The following is a 21,382-nucleotide window of genomic DNA, read 5'->3' as shown; positions in this document are numbered from 1 at the left end:
ACAGCTCAGGGCTGCAATTGCGCCAACAACTCTGGCAGTTTGCTACTTGGAACTGCCGGAGACCAATAATAGCCCTGCCCCTTACTGCAACCTAACTCGCTTAAGCAAGTTTCGACATGCTCATTTTCGATACCCTCAGCAACCGTTTGTAAACCAAGGCTTTTCGCCATTTGAATGATGGCTTTAACTAAAGGCTTATTGGTTTTCCACTGTTCTTGAGTAGAAATAAAAGAACGGTCAATCTTTAACGTTGAAGCGTTGAATTTGCGCAGGTAACTTAGGTTGGAATAACCCGTTCCAAAGTCATCGATAGCGATCATAGCACCAAGCTCATTTAAAGCATCTAGCTGCTTCTGAATATGTTCAGATTCTACTATTAGCAAAGACTCAGTAAGCTCTAACTCTAGGGCGTTTCCGCTCAAACCGAATTCATTTAGATTATCTTCAATAGTTTTTGGTAAATGCCCGTCTTTGAACTGAACAACCGATAAGTTAATTGCTACAGACATTGTGGGAAAACCTTGTTGTCGCCACAATGCACAATCTTTGCAGGCTTGATGAATTACCCATCGCCCCAGCTCATTTATCAGTCCACTGCTTTCCGCCAAGGGAATAAATTGATCTGGACCTATCATGCTGCCATCTTCTTGGGGCCAGCGTATTAATGCCTCTACTGCTGAAACACGTTTGCTGCTTAATTCAATGATAGGTTGATAATAGAGTTCAAATTGCTGTTCATTGAGAGCTTGCCTTAAGCGCTGAAGCAACTCAAATTGATCGCTTCTAACTTGATCAAGGCTGTCATCATAGTAATGATAATTGTTGCGACCGTCTTCCTTTGCTCTGTACATAGCAATATCGGCTTTTCTGCAGAGCTGTTTAAAGTCGGTGCCATCGGTAGGTGCACAAGCTATCCCTATTGAGGCTGACACTGACACTTGGTTTGCTAAAATGACAAATTCCGCTGTCACATTTTCTATTATATTGTTAGCTAATGCGCTCAATTGTTGTGAACCATGCTCGCAAGGTGCAAGCACTAAAAACTCATCACCACCAAAACGGATGATTTTGTGACTGTATGGTAATACATTGACTAGTCTATTTGACAATTGCTTCAATAATTCATCGCCAGCCGCATGACCTAATGCATCATTAACGGGTTTGAAATTGTCTAGATCAATAAACATAAGCGCGAGTTTTTGTTCATTTTTCTGACACTTGTCTAGTAAGTCATGAAACAATTCTTCCCCATATAAACGGTTAGGCAAGTTTGTTAACACGTCGTGGTGCGCTAAGTGCTGAATTTCTGCTTTGCTGCTTTTCACTTTCTCATTTTCGGAATGAAAGGACTGAAGTAAGTGTTTAATGTCGCATACCATAATGTAGATGCAGTAGGCGGTAACTAAAAAGATTATCAAAATGAAAACAAGATGAGCCCAAGTGACCCTGGGGGTGTGCGGGATCATGTGTCCATGAAGCGTAAGCCATCCGATTAATATACACTGTAAAACGATAAAAGTTAGCAAGGAGACAAATAGTCGTAGGCTTCCGAGCAGCGCAGCCATAATTAAGATGCAGGGATAGCCAAGAATGGCAAGATCAAATAAACCTGCGCCGGTTATCGAAAGCATGGATAGCATCGCGGTCATCGACCACATTAGAATGTAAGCAGAGGTGACGCGTTTGCCTTTATATGCAAAGGCAAAAGCGACCAGCAAGGATACAATTCCCGCTAAAAGAAGCACTAGAGTAATATTCTTGGCTACTGCGACTGAAAGCAATAGGCCAATTAAAATAACACCACTTATTTGCATAAGTCGTCGACTGCGAATCTGACGAAACTCATCTGTTTCTGAAATAACGTTTAGCTCGTTATTTAATACTTTTAACATCTTAGCGTCTTGGTTCCTTAAAACCGAAAAAACCGAGTTTTATGATTTCTTCAGCCACGTCTTTGGGCACAAGTTCCTCCCAGTCGCCACGGCCTGATTTGAGTTTTTTCAAAACATCTCGTGAATAGATTTCAAACAGTGCCTTATCGCTGGTATCGATACCATATAAAAAGCCGTTCTCAACTAAATGCTGATATAAGAAACGCAAATTCTCTTGTACTCTTATGTCGGTGAATGCACGCAGTTCGCCATCTGAATCCAACTCAGGGTATACGTATAATCGAGTATGGTCGGGGAATAATTTTCCAAAGCCTTCTAAAATGCCACCTTCTACGCCACGATATAAATTCTCATCAAAAATCTGTCTAATGTTGATCATACCGACAACAATACCGATTTCCTTGTGCGTGTATTGCCTAAAGTAAGCACGCAGTGAAAAGTAGCGAGTGTAGTCTGAAACCATCACGTCATAGCCGAGCAAATTAAGCAATTGGATTCGTTGTACTAAGTCCTCTTCAGGTACTTTATTGTCATGACCGGTAGTGTCTTTCAATGATATTTCAGCGATGGTGAGAGTATTCTCATCATTTACATCTTCATTATTGAAGAAAGCTTTTTTGCCTTGTTCAATCATGTCGACGTTTAAATTAGTAACAGGTTTGAAAGAGCCTCGGATGGTCAATACATTTTTTTTGTAGAGCATCTCGGCCGGCACACCTATAGAGCCATCTGCTTTGAACATAATCGCCCGGGTTTTCCAGCTGCGAATTAAATGTAGGTTAATAGCTCGGTTATCTAAGTCATCGAAATAAGGCCCAATAAATTCTATGGAATCTATTTCGATTCGGCCTTTTTTAATATTATCGGTAAGCGAGTCAATTATCATTTTGGGATTTTCAAAATAATAGTAAGCGGCATAAATTAAATTAACACCCAATACGCCTAGTGCGTGCTGTTGAGCTTCGGCATTATCGTCACGCATTCTAACGTGAACTTTGATATTTGAAGGTTCTGCGCCAGGATACATTTGAATCCGGATGCCACACCAAGCATGACATTCATTGTCCCGGTTGAAGCTTTTCGCGGCGACCGTCGCTGCATATGCAAAATACCGAGAGGTTTTTGATCTCGCTTCACTCACGCGTTCAAGTACTAGATCAAACTCCTGCATCATCATCGATTTCAGTCTTGATTTACTCACATAACGACCGTCATCCTGAACGCCATAAATCGCATCAGAAAACTTCATATCATAAGCAGACATTGTTTTCGCGATAGTGCCCGCTGCTGCGCCCGCCATAAAAAACTGCCTTGCCACCTCTTGTCCGGCGCCAATTTCAACGATAGTGCCGTATTTTTTATCATCAAGGTTTAAACGTAATGCTTTATCAGATGTAGATCGTGAACTAACGTTCTTGTGTTCCATGGTATTAACTCCAAACAGGGTGTGTTGATTCGAGAATCATCTGTTTCTGCAAGAATATCTTTAGCAGATAGACCATTTTAGGGATTATGTTGTAATTTAGTTCGACTGGGTAAAAGCCGACATATGAGAATTTGCACATAGCCTACGACAGAAATTATCGTGCCGCAGAATAGAAATACCAGAGCAATTATTTTTGAAGGGTCGCTGTAGGAATACACAACGCTATCGGAAATGCCTAAATATACTAGGCCTAAATCGGAGTACCAAATCGCCACGCCGACCATAAATACAGCAAACCCTTTGAGAAACCGATGCCAGTGACGCAATGGTTCATGGGTGATATGGTCTATCAAACTTTTCATCTTTAACTTGCCTCATCAGCCGCTAAAAGCTTCATTTGTCACCTTAGACTAATGAAGCTTAAGAATTAAGGCAACTTAAATCTACATAACTTAGTAGTAAGAGTGCTCACCAGCCTGATGTTCGGTCTCATCTTTTACGGCATTGATTTCGCCAGCAAACTGCGACAACATTTGCTTTTCAATACCGTCTTTTAAAGTCACGTCAACCATCGAGCAACCATTACAGCCGCCGCCGAATTGCAGTACAGCCGTTTTATCTTCGGTGACTTCAACTAACATGACCTTCCCACCGTGACTTGCTAAGCCGGGGTTAATATCTGTTTCAATCATATAATTGATTCGTTCAACTAAGCTTGCATCATCGCTTAATTTTTTGGCTTTTGCGTTAGGTGCTTTAAGCGTTAGCTGAGAACCCATTTGATCAGTCACAAAATCAATTTCAGCTTCTTCAAGATACGGTGCGCTTTCTTGGTCTACAACAGCGTTAAAACCATTGAAGGGTAAAGTGATATCTGTTGCTTCGACCGCTTCAGGTGGGCAATAAGAAACACCGCACTCGGCTGTTGAGGTACCTGGGTTGACCACAAATACTCGAATATTAGTGCCTTCGCCTTGTTGTGATAAAAGCTTCCCGAAGTGAGTTTGTGCGCTTTCCGAAATATTTATCATGATGACCTCTGATAATGAAAATTCTATAATGTGTGTATAATAGCAAAATTACTTGAGTAAAACAGTCGGGTATTCGAATATTTACAACTATTTTATGAAAAATTGGTTTATCAATTAGGATTAAAGTACTTATACGTATTAGGATATAGTGCGAGATCTTCGAACCAGAACAAGTAAGCTCAATTTCTTTCATAAAAAGAGAAAGACTGAACTAAAGGAATCTATATGTTTAACCCGCAACAATTTTTAAGTCGTCGCTTGTTTACTATCATTTGCGTGGCGATCTGCACTGTGTTTGCATCACATAGCTATGCAAAAAGCAGTGACCTCGATTATCTTCCAAAAGACCAAAACTACAATAGTGCTATACCACTTCCGGCGGATGTGCTGGGTTATCCGGTAGGTACTTGGCATACTCGCCATGATCAGCTCGTAAATTATATGTATGCACTAGCAGAGGCATCAGATCGAGTCACTATTAAAGAAATTGGTCGTACTCACGAACATCGTCCACTTATTCATTTAACGATAACAAGTGCTGCCAACCAATCTAACATTGAACAAATTCGCCAAAACCACATCGCTCGAATTGAAGCTGGGGAATCGGCACCGTCCGACGCACCACTTATTATTAACATGGGTTACAGTGTGCATGGTAATGAGCCATCAGGTGCAAACGCCTCAATGCTAGTGGCGTATCACTTAGCCGCATCTAATAGTGAAGAAGTATTGCAGCTCCTGAATGAGAACGTGGTTTTGCTCGATCCTTCTTTGAACCCGGATGGTTTATCTCGTTTTGCACAGTGGGCAAACTCCCACAAAGGCAAAACCTTAGTGAGCGATAAGCTTCATAGAGAGCACAGAGAACATTGGCCTTCAGGCAGAACCAACCACTATTGGTTCGATTTGAACCGCGATTGGTTGCTACTTACTCACCCAGAAAGTCGTGCTCGCATTGCCCAGTTCCACAGCTGGCGTCCACATGTGCTAACTGATTTCCACGAAATGGGCACCGACAGTACATATTTTTTCCAGCCGGGTATTTCATCGCGTAAGAATCCTTGGACGCCGGATACAAACGTTACTTTGACGGCTGCTTTAGGTGACTACCATGCCAAAGCCTTAGATGCTCAAAAACAGCTTTACTTCACGCAAGAAAGCTTTGACGACTTCTATTATGGCAAAGGTTCTACTTATCCCGACGCACATGGCAGTATTGGTATTTTGTTTGAGCAAGCGAGTAGCCGTGGGCACTTGCAGGATTCGATTAATGGTGTGTTGAGTTTTCCAGATACCATCCAGAATCAAGTGACGACGTCACTTTCAACTTTTGCTGGTTCATTGGCAAACAAGAACGCGATATTGGCGTTCCAAAAGCAATTTCATTCCGATACGCAAAAGCTTATCAAGGATGACAAAACCAAAGCTTTCGTTATTCAGGGGAACCTTGACCAGAGTCGCTTTGAACGCGTTCAGGCTATTCTTAGCTCGCACCAAATTGACTTTAAAATTGTGAGCAAAGACGCAAAAATAGATGGTTTGGAGCTTCAAGCAAATAATGCTTTGATCGTACCTGTTGATCAGTCTCAGTACCGTTTAATTCAATCATTGTTTTCTGAGCGCCAACGTTTTACTGACAATACATTCTATGATGTTTCAAACTGGAACTTGCCTTTGGCGTTCAATCTAAAATATGCCGCTATTGGCAAATCAGATTTGCGTAAGGTGAAGACTGCTGATTCATACGAGCAGATGCAAGCAAACACAGCGCTAAACGCAGATGCTTATGCCTTTGCATTTGAATGGCATGACTATGAGGCACCGCGTTTATTGCAGCACTTACTTACCCATGATGTGCAAGTTAGAGTGGCGGGTGCAGACTTTAGTGCGCAAGTACTGAGTGGTAGTTCGCGTCAATCGAGAGACTTTTCAAAAGGTTCGATTGTTGTACCGATGGCACTTAAGCAGCCGAAAAATCTGACCGATATTTTGTCAATGAAGGCGAAAGAGCTCAATATTGATATATACAACGTCGCCTCTGGCTTAACTGCGAAAGGTATTGATCTAGGTAGCAGAAAGTTTGCTCCTGTCACATTGCCTAAAGTTTTATTGATTGGCGGCAAAGGTACGTCGCAGTATGAAGTCGGAGAAATTTGGCATTACCTCGACACTCGCTTGGGCTTGCCAGCGACTCTGTTGGATCTGTCTGATCTAAATGGTCGCGATATTTCCGACTATACTCATATCGTTTTTGCCTCAGGTTCTTATTCTTCTGTAAATGATGATACAGCTGCTGCAATGAAAGAATGGGTGAAAAAAGGTGGTGTGCTGATAGGTCAAAAGTCGGCCTTACGTTGGTTTAGTAAGAAGAAGTGGATTGATAACGAAGTGCTTTCTAAAAGCAAAGTGGATGAAGCTTTTGACTCTGAAGGACTCGGCTTTGGTGATAAAGATGCGTTGGCCGCTAAGAAGCTCATTGCCGGTTCAGTTTATCGCGCAAATGTCGATCTGACCCATCCTTTAATGTTTGGTTATGAAGACAAAGAGCTCCCGCTTTTCAAAACTACAAACATGGTTGTAACGAGATCAGCTGATACATTTAATGAAGTCGCTACTTACCAAGAGAAACCGTTAGTAGCAGGTTACACAGCAGATGAACTGCAAAAACTAATTGGTAACACTACAGCGATTGTGGTGAAACCGATTGGTCAAGGCCTTGTGATTGGTTTTGTTGACAACATCCATTTCCGTGGATATTGGGATGGCACAAGCAAATTAATGGCTAACGGTTTGTATATGTCACCTCTAATGAACTAGTGACTGACAAAAACAACTAGCTTAAATCAACATTTAGCACCTGAACTACCCGCTTATATCGCTGACTAGTTTAGGTGCTTTTTTGATCGAGCAAAGGGTCTTTAATCGAGTGACGCCTGTTTGAGCGAACAGTACCTCTTTAATGCCTCTTTAATCGAGCAAAGTTACCGCCATCGTCCACACAGAAATTTTTAAGTTTGGGTTGTGTTTCTTTACCGCGCGGCAAACAGCATTGATAGTCACGCCGGTGGTAATGACATCGTCGACAATTGCGATATGTTCGAAAGGAAGCTGAGCGCTACACTCAAAAGCATTCATCACGTTTTCAATGCGTTGCTGCTTATCTAATTCAGTTTGTGCGAGTGTATGCTTCACTCGCTTCACCAAGGCTTGGTTCGGTATATTGGTAGCCGTGCTCAAACAATCACAAAGCAGCTGAGCTTGATTATATTGCCGTTGCCAGTATCGCTTCCTTGACAGTGGGACGGGGATTAATAGCTGAGGAATGTTTTTAGAGCTGGCCTCTAGATGTTCGTTTATGCATGGCTTGAAAACAAACTGCAGAAATAAGCGTGATAATGCTTTAGCGGCAACAGATTTGCTCGCAAACTTCATATCCAAAACCAGTTTATCAATAGGCCATATATAATTATCTATTGCATATAGATGGTCATACTCTGGTTCATCTAAGTTTTTTAATACCATCGGGTTACGCAGTAAATCGGAAAACCCTGAATGAGCTTGCCCAAAATCTCTTTCAACCAGGCTTTTCACGCAGTAACAACAAATTATTTCCTGACTATATTGGTGACACAGGTAGCAGTTTTGATGTGTTATTATGGCGTTTAATTTTGATGAAAGCTGAGGGACGAAACTACCCGCGCAGTTCAGCATATCAAGCCGTGCCTGTGACAGCCTTCCCAAAATGCCGAGACGTAATTGAAGACTCATTATCTACTCTCGTAAAACTTCGTCCGATTGATAAAAGGTTAACATGTCGAATAACTCTAATAAGCTGAACAAAAGTACAGAAATCAACATTGGCTTGATCCATGGCTGGGGAATGAATGAAGGCGCATTTACTCAGCTGATCAAGGTAATAAAAGAAGAATTAAAAGAGCGTCATCCAGAGATGTTTCAGCGTTTTAGGCTCTATACCATTAGCTTGCCGGGTCATGGAGAAAAGCATGACTTAGTGCCGAGTCCCTATGACTTGCCTGGCATCGCTAATGCTATTTCAGATGAGATCAAAGAAAACACAATCCTTGTCGGATGGTCCTTAGGGGGCTTGCTTGCGCAATATTTAGCCTGTCAGCAACATCCAAACATGATTGGATTGATGACCATAGCTTCAACTCCTAAATTTCAAATGGCGGAAGATTGGCCAGGTATTAAGCCTGAAGTGTTGCAAATGTTCATGACTCAATTAGAGCAGAACCATCATAAAACCTTGTCTCGTTTTATAGGCATACAAATGATGGGTGTGGAAAACGCGAAGCAACTGATAAAGGAAATTACGAACGCGATTGAAGTTCACCCAGCCCCAAATATCCGTGCACTTTCTGAAGGCTTAAAGATTCTGCAGAATGCAGATATTCGCAGTAAGCTAAAGGATATAACAATACCGTCGCTGCGCACTTATGGACGACTAGACAGCTTAGTGCCCTATGCGGCGGTTAACAAAATTCAGCACTTACACCCAAATAGCCAACATTTGATTTTCAAACACGCTTCTCATGCTCCATTCCTCACCGATGCAAAGCAGTTTTCAAAGCATGTGGTGGACTTTATTGAGCAAATCGCTAAATCAAGTTGTTGAATTAATTGATATAAAAATTAATTTATAAAAAAATTAAAATAAAGACTAAAGAAATTTAATGTGCGGCCGATAAAACGGATACGGCATGTTGTATTGGGATTTCTGCGTTTGTAGGGCCTACCAATTTAGCCACAATGATTAAAAAGCAGAAAAGGAAAACTGCCGAACAATTGCATAGAGGTTGTATTAATGACAAATAGTGTTGAAACAGGCAATTTATCAAGCGCTTTTTACGCTGGTGTTCAAGGCTACAATCGTGGAGCGGATCAAGTACGTGAAGCCGCTGTAGATTTATCTTCGGCGAATAATCCTAATCGAGATAAGCCATTAAATATCAATCAAAGTGCTGTTGAATTGATCTCAGGTAATTTACAGGCAGAGGCATCAGCGCGAGTTATCAGAAGTGCTGATGAAACTTTGGGTACCATCATTGACACTTTTGCTTAATTTACGAAAGCAGAACTTATAAGCTCAGCAAACCGAGGATTAAATGAATATTGTCACGCCCGTTCCGAATAGCTTTGGCTTTCCTACCAATAGTGTAGGAACGGATAGTGTGCGTCGCGATAATATCGTTCGTGAAGCGATACCATCTGTTACTCAAGGTGAAAAAAGTGGAGCAGAGAAAGGACTCGCAAAGGAGGGTGAGCGCAACAACTCTGCAGCACTTTTAGCTAATTTATTTCAGAATCCAACCTATGACCGCCCTAGCGTCGACCAAGCTTTAGCGAACAACCCAAGCGCGACTGACAAAGATAATGCTAATGATGAAAGTGCAGGCAAAGAAAACGCTGAATCAAAACAAGAGCAGCAACAACAACAGAACGAAGATAAAAAGGTTGATGAATTAAAGGAACGCGATAGAGAAGTTCGATTGCATGAACAAGCTCATGCTGCGACGGGCGGCCAATATGCCGGTGCGCCTGTCTACGAATATGAAACTGGCCCCGACGGCAAGCGTTATGCTGTAGGTGGTGAAGTCTCTATTGATATTGCAAATGAAAAAACACCCACCGAAACAATCCGCAAAATGCAACAAGTGAAAGCCGCTGCGCTTGCACCTGCAGAACCCTCTCCACAAGACTATAAAGTTGCCAGCGAAGCGACTCAAAAAGAGCAAAAAGCGCGTGGCGAGTTAGCGAAAGAACAGGGCGCTGAGATAAACAATACAAGTAAACAACAAAGCTTTGAGCCAAGTAGCACTAGCAATACACAGAGGACTAGTGAAACCAAAACACTAGAGTTTGATTCTGTCTTGAGTGAACAAACAAAACGGACTGCAGCGATAGTTAGCGATTTTTATACGGATGTATCAACACTCTCTCGAAATAGCATAAATTTTACTGTATAAACGAGCTTGATGATAATTCCAGTTTTATTCTATTATTGAAAACCTCAACGATCATCATTTAGAAAATTTCGCGTTATTTTATGACGTATTCTATACTCCACCGCTGATAAACATATTTACATTTTTAGTTTGGGAGGACCTATTAACGATCTAAAACTAAGCTTAAATTGGCCTAAACGGGTCAAAACACTGCTGTGTATACTCGCACTCGCAGTGGGTTTTGTTGCGCCTTCATTTTCACAAAGTGGTGAATCGTTGGTCGTCGTCGTTAATATCAAGAGTACAACGGAGTCACTTTCTAAAAAACAACTCATTGATATTTACATGGGACGTTTTAATAAATTTCCAAATGGCGAGGTTGTGAAGCCGGTCGACTTGGATTCTCCCAGCAATCATCGCGAGAAATTTTACGAATTATTAGTGGGCCAAAGCGAACGCAAAATTAACGCTTATTGGTCAAGGCTCCTCTTTTCCGGTCGAGCAACACCTCCACATAAAGCAGAATCGCTCAATGAGCTTATTTCTATAATTGAAAATGATACTAGCGCACTCGCATATATTGATGCGACTAATGTGCAAAAGGGGATGAAAATTGTCTATGAATTTTAATAGAACCCAATTATGCCTTCTCCTACTACTTGCAACTGGCACTCTCGTTGCCAATAAAGAGATTGTAGCGCAAGAAGTTGAGTTTAGTGGCTTCACTACCTTGGGCTTAACGCATTCAAGTGGTGATACTTATAAATTTCGAAGCTCCCTTATTAATAAAGGCAGGGACGGATTCTCATTTGCTCCCGATTCTATTTTAGGCTTACAGGCAAACGTAAGATTAACTGATAATCTTGATGCGGTCGGCCAAGTCATTTTGCAAGATCGCGGCGATCATTCTTTCGATAACGATTTGGAGCTTGCATTTTTACGGTACCAAATGAATCGAAATTGGTCTGCTAAAATTGGTCGCTTCAGTACTAATAGTTTTCTTTTTACGGATTATCGTTACGTCGGACACTTGCTAACTTGGATGCGACCGCCTATCGAAATGTACTCTTCGGCAGGCTCTATTGGAAATATGGATGGCGTGCAAGCAAGTTATATTCAAGATGTCGATTTCGGCGCGGTTAAAGTAGCATTGTCATATGGCCAATCTGAACTTCGTAACGGAGTGGTCGATATCGATTATACCGATATCACTGTATTCAACGTGGAGCTGCAATCAACGGATTGGCGAGTTCACGCCGCTTTGATTAGCGCAACGCTAGATAATACCGAATTTGAGGGTATTGGTGAGCTAAAGGTATTGGATCAAGTTTTACCCCCAATATTCGCTCCGTTTGTGCGAGAAGTTCAATATAATCTGATTCCAGATGGTCGCAAAGTTACCTATGCCTCGTTGGGTGGGCAATATACTCTAGGTGATGTAGAACTCATTGCAGAACTGTCTAATTATGACAGTGACTGGAAACTATCTTTAGGTGGTCGTTCTGGATATGTCAGTGCAAGCTACCGCATTGATGAGTTCACGCCTTATATCACCTTTGCCTTTTTTAATCGTACCGACGAGCCTGAAATACTTGATTATGACTTCGCGCAGTCGGTTCTACCCGCTCCACTGTTTCAAGAATTAGCTTTCTTTACGGCGGAGGGAAATGAAAATGTGCGCTCCCTAGCTATTAAGCAAAAATCCGTATCTGTTGGTATGAAGTGGGATTTTGCTGATGCGTGGTCGTTTAAGATGCAATTAGACCATTTTCAGATTGACGGTTTAGGCGGTGGATTATTTTCTGAAATGACGCCACTGACACCTACCGAGAAAGAAAACTATAATGTAGCCAGTATTGCATTGACGACTACTTTTTAAATAGTTGGAATATTGTCTATGAAGCTATCGCTGCAAATGAGTCTTGTAATTGGGGGATTGTCACTGGCAATCTCTCTTGTTTTTGCTGCGTTCAATTATAACTATCAGCTTCAAAAAGTAACATCTCAGAATCAACAATTAGTACAACAACTGTCAGACAATGCTCAAACTACTAGCGCTATTGCAGTGTACTTGGACGACATTGAGCTAGGCAGAGAAGTGGTTGATGGTCTCGCCAATAACGACCTGATCATGTCGGCCACGATTCGTATGAGCTCTGATGGTTCTGTAATTTCATCTGGCACACCCAGCAGTGAAATGTCGTCAATTAATACCACTTTGTTTAATCCTTTTATACCTGATGAAATCATTGGTCGACTTGAAGTTGTGCCTAACGTCGATTTTATAAAGTCCGCGGCTTCCAGCGCTAGCAGGCAGAATGCGTATTTGTTGATAGGGCTAAGCTTTTTTATTGCTGCGGTTGTTGGCTTTTACGTACGAGTCAAGCTGACGAAGCCAATAAGGCAGTTATCTATCGCCGTGCAGGAAATCGATACAAGTGCTCCGGAGCACATTAAACCGATTGATATAGGCTATAAAAATAGAAATGAGATTTCCTCTCTTTCAAGTAAAACTAATATGTTGATTGAAGCCCTGAAAGAGCAGTTTTTGTCCGAACGGGAACTTCGAGAGAGCACTGAAGAGCTGCAAAAAAGATTCAGGCTCCTTTTTGAGCAAGCAACAGCGGGTATCGGTTTGTTGTCACCTCAAGGCCACATTACAATAGCTAACCCCGCATTCCATCAGTTATTTGAAGTGGATGTGAGTGGTAAAGACTTTGCGCAATTGTTTGCTACCCCAGGGATAGTGAAAGACCAAATAAAATTATTACTGGCCGACAATGGCGTATCACAAACTGACATTGATATAGACATCAATATTGGAAACGAAAAGCGCTTTTTACACTGCCTATTCTCTCGCATTGAGGATTCCCGAGCAGAAGCGAGAGAGGAATCTGAAAATCTCGTTGAAGTCATCATTTATGACATAACCCACCGTAAAAAACGTGAAGAAAAAGCGCGTTATGAAGCGGACCACGATTCACTCACAGGATTGTTAAGTCGCCGAGCGGGTCTTGAGCACTTAAATCATAAACTTGCCTTACAGTTGGAAGAGCAGAATCTTCCTGGTGACACAAAACAAGTATTCGCATTGATGATGGTGGATTTAGATAAGTTCAAGCCGGTCAATGACACTTATGGACATGATGTGGGAGATGTGGTCTTGACGCAAGTTAGCCAACGGATCATGACCTCAGCCAGCGATCCAAATGCGGTTAATATTCGATGGGGAGGCGATGAGTTTTTGTTGGGTGTTAGCTTTAAGCTTTCCGAGATTTCAGATCACGAAGCGCTTGAAGATTCAATGAAGATCAAAAATCAAGTAGAACAATTAATAGAAGCTATTTCTACAGAAGTAGTCATTGATAGCTCTCTATCAGTGCAGGTTGGTGCAAGCGTTGGTGTGGTTCTGTTGGCTTCCGACAAACAAGCCGATATTGAGCATCTGATCACGCGAGCTGATGAGCTTATGTACATCACCAAAAAACAAAAAGCGAAACGCTATTCTATAGTGAGTTACTAGTACAAGATTTTCTTCGCTACTGCTCTTCATCAGACCATTGAATATCTTTGTAGTTGAAACCAGCCGTTACGGTTGGCTTAATAACCTCAAAGTAGGGTGATAAGTCGAAATCTCTTGGTGTGAAGTGACTAAAGTGGCGTCTAGCGAGCATGAGTTCGTCTTGATTAACAGGGTGCTTTCGACGCTTTACAGTAACGCCCTGTTCTTCCAATTCGTCACTTTCATATTCATCTATCGTCAATGGCAATATCGGGTAACGAATAGAGTGAAAGGCCTGTGCAACTAAGGTGGAACAAATAGCTTTGGTCGGGTCGCCACTACCAAATGCCAACATCCTGCGTCTAAAACGCTGTGGTATCGGCGGTGTAGGCAGCATATATCGCATTAAATCAAATATGTTTTTAGTATCGTATTGATGCCCAAGCCTCTCAATCACATAACTCAATAATTTTTCTTTATCTTCGTTACTCAGATTAACTGCGCGACAAATGCGTAAGTTGAATCCGTCATATTTGTCGAGTGGAACAGTGATGACGCCTTCTACTAAATCGGCTTCTAATATGGGTTGCAAACCGTCTCTTTCACCAATGAAAATGCACACATGTGACCATGTAGATTGAGTTAGGTATTTTATAGCGGAACTTATACGGCTGTTGCCTTCCACTAGCAATAAATCACCGGGCTGAAGATTTGCTTGTAACTCTTCTTTGCTTAAGGCTGAAAACGTTTTGTAGTCCGCGGTGGGCTTAGATAGAAATCTAGCTAAACTATCGCCTATGTAAGACATCACCGCGCCCATAATTACTTCTTCGCTTTGTTAAACGCATCTGCGAAGGCATTACCCATCGCCGCGTTACCAAAACTTTGTTTTGCAGCAGGCTTTTGATTTCTCGCTGCGTTGTTTTGGCCTTTTGCTTTATGAGAGTGCTCAGGTTTCCCTTTTTGTGCACTTTTGGCTGGTGCTGGCGTGTCATCCATGCGCATGGTTAGCGAAATACGTTTGCGTGCCACGTCCACTTCCATCACTTTCACTTTAACTACGTCGCCAGTTTTCACTACCTCGCGAGGATCGCTAATGAAAGTGTTTGTCATCGAAGAAATGTGCACTAATCCATCTTGGTGAACGCCTATATCGACGAACGCACCGAAGTTGGCAACATTACTTACGACGCCTTCCAAAATCATACCTTCTTTCAGGTCTTTCATGGTTTCGACACCTTCTTTAAAACTAGCTGTTTTAAATTCAGGGCGAGGATCGCGTCCGGGCTTATCTAATTCTTTTAGAATGTCTTTTAGCGTTGGCAAGCCGAATTCTTCAGTGACGAACTCTTCTGGATTCAATTGTTTTAATAGCTCTGTATTACCCAACATATCGTTAACAGCGACATTGGCCTTTGAAGCAATAATATCAACTACCGGATAAGCTTCTGGGTGAACAGCTGAAGCATCGAGGGCATTCTTGCCATTCATCACTCTTAAGAAACCTGCCGCCTGCTCGTATGCTTTTGGCCCTAAGCGTTCGACCTTTTTCAGGGCTTTGCGATCTTCAAAAGCACCGTGCGCATCGCGGAACATAACGATGTTATTGGCTAGTGTTTTGTTCAAACCTGATACATGTGATAACAAAGCCGGGCTCGCAGTATTTAAATCAACACCGACGGCATTTACACAATCTTCAATGACCGTTTCCAAGGACTTACCTAACTGACTCTGACTAACGTCATGTTGATATTGACCAACACCAATCGCTTTGGGTTCAATTTTGACTAGTTCAGCAAGCGGGTCTTGCAAACGTCGTGCAATCGACACCGCGCCGCGCAAAGATACGTCCATACCCGGTAATTCGTTTGAAGCCAGTTCTGACGCGGAATAAACAGATGCTCCAGCTTCACTGATAACAATGCGTTGGACCTTTAATTCTGGCTCGTCTTTCATCATTTCACCAACGAGCTTGTCGGTTTCACGCGAGCCCGTACCATTGCCGATGCTGATCAAATCCACTTTATGCTGTTTACATAACATGGCTAAAGTACGTTTTGACTTATCCCATTGGTTTTGAGGCGCATGTGGGAAGAAGGTGGTGGTGTGAATGACTTTACCTGTTGCATCAACAATCGCTAATTTAACGCCAGTTCTAATACCGGGATCTAAGCCCATAGTCACTTTCGGACCAGCAGGCGCAGCCATTAGAAGGTCATTCAAATTTTTCGCGAATACTTTGATGGCCTCTGCTTCCGCTTGCTCACGCAAAGTACCAAATAGCTCGGTTTCCATATGCAGTAATATTTTGACTTTCCAAGTCCATTGCACCACTGAGCGTAGCCATTGATCGCGCGGTGAGTCACTTAAACGGATATTCAGAAACTGTTCGATAATCTCTTCGCCATGCGAGCGTCGAGCACCTTCTTCCTGTTGTGGGTCGGCATCGATATTAATTTGCAGTATGCCCTCATTACGACCTCTGAACATTGCTAAAGCACGGTGTGAGGGGATCTTTGAATACTTTTCAGTGTAATCAAAATAGTCTTTATATTTTTGGCCTTCGGTTTCTTTTCCTGGGCTGACAACACTTTTCACATGGGCGTTGCGCGTAAGGTATTGGCGAATACTCTGCAATAAATCTGCGTTCTCAGCGAAGCGTTCCATCAGAATAAACTTCGCACCATCTAAAGCTGCTTTTGCATCTGTAATTTTATGCTCAACATTAATATACTGTTCGGCTAAGGCCTCTGGTTGGGCATTGGCATTGTTATAGAGTTCATTAGCAAGAGGTTCTAAACCGGCTTCAATGGCTATCTGACCTTTAGTGCGTCGACGCGGTTTGAATGGTAAGTACAGATCTTCAAGCGTTGTTTTGTTGTCGGCAGCTAGCAATTTTGCTTTTAAGCCATCTTCTAACTTGCCTTGTTCTTCTATTGATTTCAGAATAACGTTTCGACGTGCTTCTAATTCACGTAAATAACCTAAACGTTGTTCTAGGTTTCGTAGTTGCGTATCGTCTAAGCCTTGAGTGGCTTCTTTACGGTAACGAGCAATAAAAGGTACGGTTGAACCTTCGTCTAATAAAGCCACCGCGGCTTGAATTTGTTTTGGTGATGCGTTTAACTCGGAAGCAATTTTCTCGATGATCATTAACAACTCAATAATTGAAATAGAAGATTTGATTGAATAGGGCGCTTTGCATAAGTGCTCTCTAAATAAGGGCTTTCTTTATAAAGGCTCTGCACAGTATTATTTATATTTCATAAGATACAAAAATAATAACTTGGCGCAATGTTTATAACATCGATTATAGCATTCAGTGATAGCGGTTAAAGTACTTTATGCATTAATATGTCGGAATAGATGTTGAACGTCACTTACTTCGGATAACTATTTGAAAACTAAACTTATCACACGTGAAGGTTACACTAAGCTTAAAAACGAGCATGATTATTTATGGTATGAGAAACGGCCAGAAATAACGAAAATAGTCACTTGGGCGGCTAGTTTAGGCGATCGCTCAGAAAATGCTGATTACACTTTTAACAAGCGTGTTTTACGCCAGATTGATAGGAGAGTCAGATTTTTACGTAAACTGCTTCCGGAACTCACGATTGTTGACTTCCGTCCTGAACAAGCGGGTAAGGTATTTTTTGGGGCTTGGGTTGAAATTGAAAACGATGCCGGTGAAAAGAAGCGCTTCAGAATAGTAGGCCCTGAAGAAATTTATGGTGACGTAAAAGACTATATTTCTATTGATTCACCTATGGCGAGAGCCTTGTTGAAAAAAGAAGTCGATGACGTATTTACGGTAAAAACACCAAAAGGCACCGCGGAATGGTACGTGAATTCAATTGAGTATCAGCAAAGTTGAGATTCGCTTCACAGCCAACGACGCACACGTTTTAGATATGCTAAATATTCCTCTCCAAAACACTCTTTGAGCGCCCGCTCCTCTGGCTTTATTTGAAACTGGGTTAGATAGAAATAGAATAGCACTGCGCCTAGCAGGGCAAAAGCGTTTGCCAGTATCACCGCAAATGCAATTAAGCAGATCAATAGGGCCAAGTAAATTGGATTGCGAGTAAAGGCAAAAACACCAGATTGAAGCAAAGCACTCGCGCGTTTAGGCTCTAATGGTGTGAGCGTTGTTTTAGCCTTACTGAATTCCCTAATACTCAACAATAATATCGATATTGAGACAACTAGCATTAGCACTGCCACCGCTATTCGTATCGGCCACGAAATAGCGATGCTAGGGGTGACTTGATTGATTCCCCACATTGCCAATACAAGCAAAACAGCAACAGCAGCTGGTGGTATTCGGAGTTCAAGGCCCTTCATTCTTTGTTCCTTTAAAAGATTAATTTTTATCTAGAACACGATGTTAATGCTTAAAGTTAGGTCTAAGGTCAAGCTCCTTATTGCAGTATAGAGAAAAAAATACAATGTAAGCTGTATATTTTTCATAGCCACAATAAGCAGCTTATAATTTTTGCATAATAATCAATATTTTAATAGTTGGCATGTGATTAGCATCAGTGGAGGTGAACTTTAAACAAAGGAGAAAGTTATGAAACGCACATTGATTTCATTGGCATTAGTAACAGGTTTAAGTCTACCGGCAATGGCAGCTACAAATAGCTGGGAAAAAGAAGCGATGGATGCTTGGATTGACGGTAAAGCAGAAGCAACACTACTTTTTAATGGCAATCTGAATTCGTTTGATATCAATACCGATGTAAAAATGGGTACTATTACCTTAACGGGTAAAGTAGATAACGAAATTGAGAAAGAGCTAGCTGAAGAATTGGTCGTGAGCATAGAAGGTGTAAAAGACGTACAGAACAACCTGACGGTGTTTAACCCTGATATGAAACAAGAGTCAGAACAGGCGTCCAACTTCACTGATGCTAAAATCAACACTGTCATCACTAGTCGTTTGATTTTCGAGTCTGAAGTATCTGGTTTAGATATTGACGTAGATGTAGATGACCGTAAAGTGACATTGAACGGTAAAGTCGACTCTGATGCTGAGCGTGACCTAATTGTCGCGATTGCGGAAAATACCAACGACGTGGCATCAGTAACCGATAACTTGGAAATTGAAGCCGATAGTGAATAGTTTCACTGCATCCCTCGGGTGAGCTTTCCCTGTCACCCACTAATCTCAACACTCGTTGAGTAAAATTTCGCTGAAGCTCGAAAGGGCTTCAGCTTTTTTTTGTTCATTCGTCACAAAAAAACACCCTTAAAATAACACCTTCTATTACTTCTCAGTATATAATTGCGCCCGTTAAAGAATTTAAATTGTCACAGCTCATTTAGTGAGCGCAATTAGGGAAAAATCAAGATGTCTAAAAACCATATCCAGAAAAAACCTTTCAAGAGCATAAAGCTTAGTTTGCTGAGTTCTGCGATCGCTTTGGCAGTATCGGGTCAAGTTGTTGCACAGGAACAAACGGAAGAAGAAAGCTACATAGAGAGTATTACTGTTACCGCAACTAAACGTGCACAAGTCATTTATGAAGTACCGATTGCTATGAGTGCATTCAACGGTGATGCTTTAGCTGCGCAAGGGATCACAGACCTGACTGACGTAGGTAAATTTGTACCAAATTTAAACGTGACAGGCTTTTCTGCAGGCCATACATCATCAGCTAACCCTTTCATTCGTGGTATTGGTTTACAAGACCACTTGATTACGACCGATCCAGGCGTCAGCGTATATGTGGATGGTGTTTATTTGGGACGTCAAGTTGGTCAAAACTGGAACCTGAATAACATTGAGCGAATCGAAGTGTTGCGAGGCCCACAAGGTACTCTTTATGGGCGTAACTCAATTGGTGGTGCTATTAACATCATCACTAAGCAACCTGATGAAGTAGCTGTTACTACAATTGGCGTTGAATTGGGTACGCGCGGTCGCAAGAAGGCGGATTTGTTCCTAAATAGAGAGCTTAGTCCAGCCCTTTCGTTTAATTTGAACGCAGGCTTTAACGCTCGTGATGGCTTAGGTGAGTTTATTAATGTCCCTGATGCCGAATACGATGTGGGTGAAACTCAAGAGTTTTATGGTCGTTTGTCAGTAAGATATGCAACAAATGATGATTTTAGTTTGGTGCTAACGGCTGATCACAATGATGGTGAAGGCGGTTTACGTCCATATCAAACGCTAATCGATGAAGTACCTACAGGTGCTTATTACACGGGTATGCGATTTGGTGCGCCGCTTCCTTCGGGCCCTTTGCGTAACTCTGATACTACACAAGACCCGTATGATAGTGCTTCAGGTGCTAAAGAAGTAACAACAGTAAGCAATCAAGCGTCTGGGATTTCTTTAACGGCTGATTGGAATTGGTCTGATACGCTTTCATCAAGAGCGATTGTGAGCAAAAGAAGCTCTGAGTACAAAGCCGGACTTGATGACGATGGTACTAATTTCTTTTTGGACCAATTCCCAGAACGTGGCGATGCCGATCAAACATCTATTGAGTTTCAACTGAACGGTTACGTTGGTGAGGTTGATTTTGTTTCCGGCGTTTACTGGTTTAGCGAAGAAGGTAGTAATTTACAATCTGAGGGCTCTGCATTTAATGCCGGTCCAAATCTACTAGACCTAGATCAAAAAACGACTAGCCAAGCAATTTTTGCAAACCTTGGCTATGAAGTGAATGACGACTTGCGCGTTTCAGGTGGTTTACGTTATTCAAAAGATAAGAAAGAAGCATCAGCTGATGTGGGCATCGGCCCTGTTTTTGCGGAGGATAGCTGGAGTGAAGTCTCTTTCGATTTATCTGCCAACTACACGCTTGAAAATGGTCTTAACGTTTACGGAAGCATTCAAAATGGCTATCAATCAGGCCAGTTCCCTGCTCGTCCATACTGCCTATTCGGTGACATCACTTGCTTTGTAGCGTCTGAAAATATCACTGCTATAAACTATGAAGTTGGTTTGAAAGGTATGGTGACAAACAATTTCAGCATGAGCATTGCCTTGTTCAATACTGAATTTGATGATTTGCCGTACCAAGTAAGCACCACTGCTGAAGGCGGATTCAATACGACTAACTTAGTTGTTGCACAAACTTCGCGCGGCGTTGAGTGGGAAAGTACTTGGAACGCAACAGACAACTTCAAGTTACACACTAGCTTTGGGTACATTGATGTTGATGTAGATGAGCAAGATGGGGTTAAACCAGTTGCACCATTAACACCTGAAGTAACTGCTTCGATTAGTCCAAGTTATGAATTTGAATTGGAAAACGGCGCAAATGTTGTCACTAGAGTGGATTATTCTTATCGTGGTGAAATGTACGGTGAGCCTACTTCAGATCCAGGTCGATTAACGGAAATCGATAGTCGTGAATTGGTAAACTTCACGGTTTCTTACTCACCAGCGAGTGAGGATTGGACGCTTTCCTTATATGGTCGTAACATTTTTGACGAGCGCTATGATAATGCTCGATTGAACACGGGTGATTATATCTTACAAGTTCTGAGCAATGATGCGAGTGAATTTGGTTTGCGTTATAGAATGACCTTCTAGGTAAATGAGCTTT

The 21,382-nt window shown here is 41.9% G+C and carries 17 protein-coding genes; 10 read left to right on the top strand and 7 right to left on the bottom strand.

The window, feature by feature from the left end; all coding sequences use genetic code 11:
* Window positions 1-5 precede the first annotated feature (5 nt).
* The 3 genes from ACKLNX_RS05930 to nfuA form a co-directional block, all read right to left on the bottom strand.
* Window positions 6-1,892, bottom strand: coding sequence for a putative bifunctional diguanylate cyclase/phosphodiesterase (locus ACKLNX_RS05930; protein ID WP_411695316.1), 1,887 nt, complete (start codon window positions 1,890-1,892; stop codon window positions 6-8).
* A 1-nt stretch (window position 1,893) separates the two neighbouring features.
* A complete protein-coding gene (locus ACKLNX_RS05925; RefSeq protein WP_411695315.1) occupies window positions 1,894-3,318 on the bottom strand; it encodes a TonB-dependent receptor in 1,425 nt (474 codons plus the stop codon).
* 452 nt (window positions 3,319-3,770) lie between these two features.
* Complete coding sequence (gene nfuA, locus ACKLNX_RS05920) at window positions 3,771-4,349, bottom strand: Fe-S biogenesis protein NfuA (protein WP_411695314.1); 579 nt, start codon at window positions 4,347-4,349, stop codon at window positions 3,771-3,773.
* A gap of 225 nt (window positions 4,350-4,574) precedes the next feature.
* On the opposite strand from nfuA, the gene ACKLNX_RS05915 reads away from it, so the two are divergent.
* On the top strand, window positions 4,575-7,166 hold the full coding sequence (locus tag ACKLNX_RS05915; protein ID WP_412971623.1) for a M14 metallopeptidase family protein: 2,592 nt from the start codon (window positions 4,575-4,577) through the stop codon (window positions 7,164-7,166).
* A gap of 150 nt (window positions 7,167-7,316) precedes the next feature.
* Here ACKLNX_RS05915 and ACKLNX_RS05910 read toward each other — a convergent pair whose 3' ends face one another.
* Entirely contained in the window at window positions 7,317-7,940 is a 624-nt protein-coding gene (locus tag ACKLNX_RS05910) for a ComF family protein (RefSeq protein ID WP_412971622.1), read from the bottom strand.
* Window positions 7,941-8,160: 220 nt separating this feature from the next.
* On the opposite strand from ACKLNX_RS05910, the gene bioH reads away from it, so the two are divergent.
* The 6 genes from bioH (at window position 8,161) to ACKLNX_RS05880 (ending at window position 13,838) form a co-directional block, all read left to right on the top strand.
* Entirely contained in the window at window positions 8,161-8,985 is an 825-nt protein-coding gene (bioH, locus tag ACKLNX_RS05905; RefSeq protein WP_411695311.1) for a pimeloyl-ACP methyl ester esterase BioH, read from the top strand.
* A gap of 189 nt (window positions 8,986-9,174) precedes the next feature.
* Complete coding sequence (locus ACKLNX_RS05900) at window positions 9,175-9,432, top strand: hypothetical protein (protein WP_412971621.1); 258 nt, start codon at window positions 9,175-9,177, stop codon at window positions 9,430-9,432.
* A gap of 43 nt (window positions 9,433-9,475) precedes the next feature.
* Window positions 9,476-10,336: a putative metalloprotease CJM1_0395 family protein gene (locus tag ACKLNX_RS05895; protein WP_411695309.1), complete on the top strand. Its 861-nt coding sequence runs from the start codon at window positions 9,476-9,478 to the stop codon at window positions 10,334-10,336.
* Window positions 10,337-10,549: 213 nt separating this feature from the next.
* Window positions 10,550-10,945, top strand: coding sequence for a hypothetical protein (locus ACKLNX_RS05890; protein ID WP_412971620.1), 396 nt, complete (start codon window positions 10,550-10,552; stop codon window positions 10,943-10,945).
* Window positions 10,935-12,194: a porin gene (locus ACKLNX_RS05885; protein ID WP_412971619.1), complete on the top strand. Its 1,260-nt coding sequence runs from the start codon at window positions 10,935-10,937 to the stop codon at window positions 12,192-12,194. The genes ACKLNX_RS05890 and ACKLNX_RS05885 overlap by 11 nt, the downstream gene beginning before the upstream one ends.
* Window positions 12,195-12,212: 18 nt before the next feature.
* The gene (locus ACKLNX_RS05880) at window positions 12,213-13,838 is read left to right on the top strand and encodes a diguanylate cyclase domain-containing protein (RefSeq protein ID WP_412971618.1); all 1,626 of its coding nucleotides are present in this window, start codon (window positions 12,213-12,215) and stop codon (window positions 13,836-13,838) included.
* A gap of 16 nt (window positions 13,839-13,854) precedes the next feature.
* Here ACKLNX_RS05880 and ACKLNX_RS05875 read toward each other — a convergent pair whose 3' ends face one another.
* On the bottom strand, window positions 13,855-14,625 hold the full coding sequence (locus ACKLNX_RS05875; RefSeq protein ID WP_412971617.1) for a YiiX/YebB-like N1pC/P60 family cysteine hydrolase: 771 nt from the start codon (window positions 14,623-14,625) through the stop codon (window positions 13,855-13,857).
* 14 nt (window positions 14,626-14,639) lie between these two features.
* Window positions 14,640-16,970, bottom strand: a complete 2,331-nt coding sequence (locus tag ACKLNX_RS05870; RefSeq protein ID WP_412971616.1) for a Tex family protein — start codon at window positions 16,968-16,970, stop codon at window positions 14,640-14,642.
* A gap of 244 nt (window positions 16,971-17,214) precedes the next feature.
* Here ACKLNX_RS05870 and greB point away from each other — a divergent pair, with 244 nt between their 5' ends.
* Window positions 17,215-17,694 carry a transcription elongation factor GreB gene (greB, locus tag ACKLNX_RS05865; RefSeq protein ID WP_412971615.1) on the top strand — a complete coding sequence of 160 codons (480 nt, stop codon included), beginning with the start codon at window positions 17,215-17,217 and terminating at the stop codon, window positions 17,692-17,694.
* 8 nt (window positions 17,695-17,702) lie between these two features.
* On the opposite strand, the gene ACKLNX_RS05860 is transcribed toward greB, so the two are convergent.
* A complete protein-coding gene (locus ACKLNX_RS05860; protein ID WP_412971614.1) occupies window positions 17,703-18,164 on the bottom strand; it encodes a methyltransferase family protein in 462 nt (153 codons plus the stop codon).
* Window positions 18,165-18,393: 229 nt separating this feature from the next.
* On the opposite strand from ACKLNX_RS05860, the gene ACKLNX_RS05855 reads away from it, so the two are divergent.
* Both ACKLNX_RS05855 and ACKLNX_RS05850 read left to right on the top strand, forming a co-directional pair.
* Window positions 18,394-18,945 (top strand): BON domain-containing protein, encoded by a 552-nt coding sequence (locus ACKLNX_RS05855; RefSeq protein WP_412971613.1) that lies wholly within the window; start codon window positions 18,394-18,396, stop codon window positions 18,943-18,945.
* 228 nt (window positions 18,946-19,173) lie between these two features.
* A complete protein-coding gene (locus ACKLNX_RS05850) occupies window positions 19,174-21,369 on the top strand; it encodes a TonB-dependent receptor (RefSeq protein ID WP_412971612.1) in 2,196 nt (731 codons plus the stop codon).
* Window positions 21,370-21,382: the final 13 nt, after the last annotated feature.

It is taken from the genome of Glaciecola sp. MF2-115 (genome assembly GCF_047250385.1).
GTDB lineage: Bacteria > Pseudomonadota > Gammaproteobacteria > Enterobacterales > Alteromonadaceae > Glaciecola.
The sequence above is the reverse complement of the archived record's forward strand: the minus strand, read 5'-3'. Positions and strand labels throughout refer to the sequence as shown.

Excerpts from the sequence above, each read along its gene's own strand:
- ACKLNX_RS05930 (WP_411695316.1), bottom strand. The coding sequence starts at position 1,892 with ATGTTAAAAGTATTAAATAACGAGCTAAACGTTATTTCAGAAACAGAT.
- ACKLNX_RS05875 (WP_412971617.1), bottom strand. The coding sequence starts at position 14,625 with ATGTCTTACATAGGCGATAGTTTAGCTAGATTTCTATCTAAGCCCACC.
- bioH (WP_411695311.1), top strand. The coding sequence starts at position 8,161 with ATGTCGAATAACTCTAATAAGCTGAACAAAAGTACAGAAATCAACATT.
- ACKLNX_RS05850 (WP_412971612.1), top strand. The coding sequence starts at position 19,174 with ATGTCTAAAAACCATATCCAGAAAAAACCTTTCAAGAGCATAAAGCTT.
- ACKLNX_RS05860 (WP_412971614.1), bottom strand. The coding sequence starts at position 18,164 with ATGAAGGGCCTTGAACTCCGAATACCACCAGCTGCTGTTGCTGTTTTG.
- ACKLNX_RS05895 (WP_411695309.1), top strand. The coding sequence starts at position 9,476 with ATGAATATTGTCACGCCCGTTCCGAATAGCTTTGGCTTTCCTACCAAT.
- ACKLNX_RS05880 (WP_412971618.1), top strand. The coding sequence starts at position 12,213 with ATGAAGCTATCGCTGCAAATGAGTCTTGTAATTGGGGGATTGTCACTG.
- ACKLNX_RS05870 (WP_412971616.1), bottom strand. The coding sequence starts at position 16,970 with ATGATCATCGAGAAAATTGCTTCCGAGTTAAACGCATCACCAAAACAA.
- ACKLNX_RS05900 (WP_412971621.1), top strand. The coding sequence starts at position 9,175 with ATGACAAATAGTGTTGAAACAGGCAATTTATCAAGCGCTTTTTACGCT.
- nfuA (WP_411695314.1), bottom strand. The coding sequence starts at position 4,349 with ATGATAAATATTTCGGAAAGCGCACAAACTCACTTCGGGAAGCTTTTA.
- ACKLNX_RS05925 (WP_411695315.1), bottom strand. The coding sequence starts at position 3,318 with ATGGAACACAAGAACGTTAGTTCACGATCTACATCTGATAAAGCATTA.
- ACKLNX_RS05885 (WP_412971619.1), top strand. The coding sequence starts at position 10,935 with ATGAATTTTAATAGAACCCAATTATGCCTTCTCCTACTACTTGCAACT.
- ACKLNX_RS05915 (WP_412971623.1), top strand. The coding sequence starts at position 4,575 with ATGTTTAACCCGCAACAATTTTTAAGTCGTCGCTTGTTTACTATCATT.
- ACKLNX_RS05855 (WP_412971613.1), top strand. The coding sequence starts at position 18,394 with ATGAAACGCACATTGATTTCATTGGCATTAGTAACAGGTTTAAGTCTA.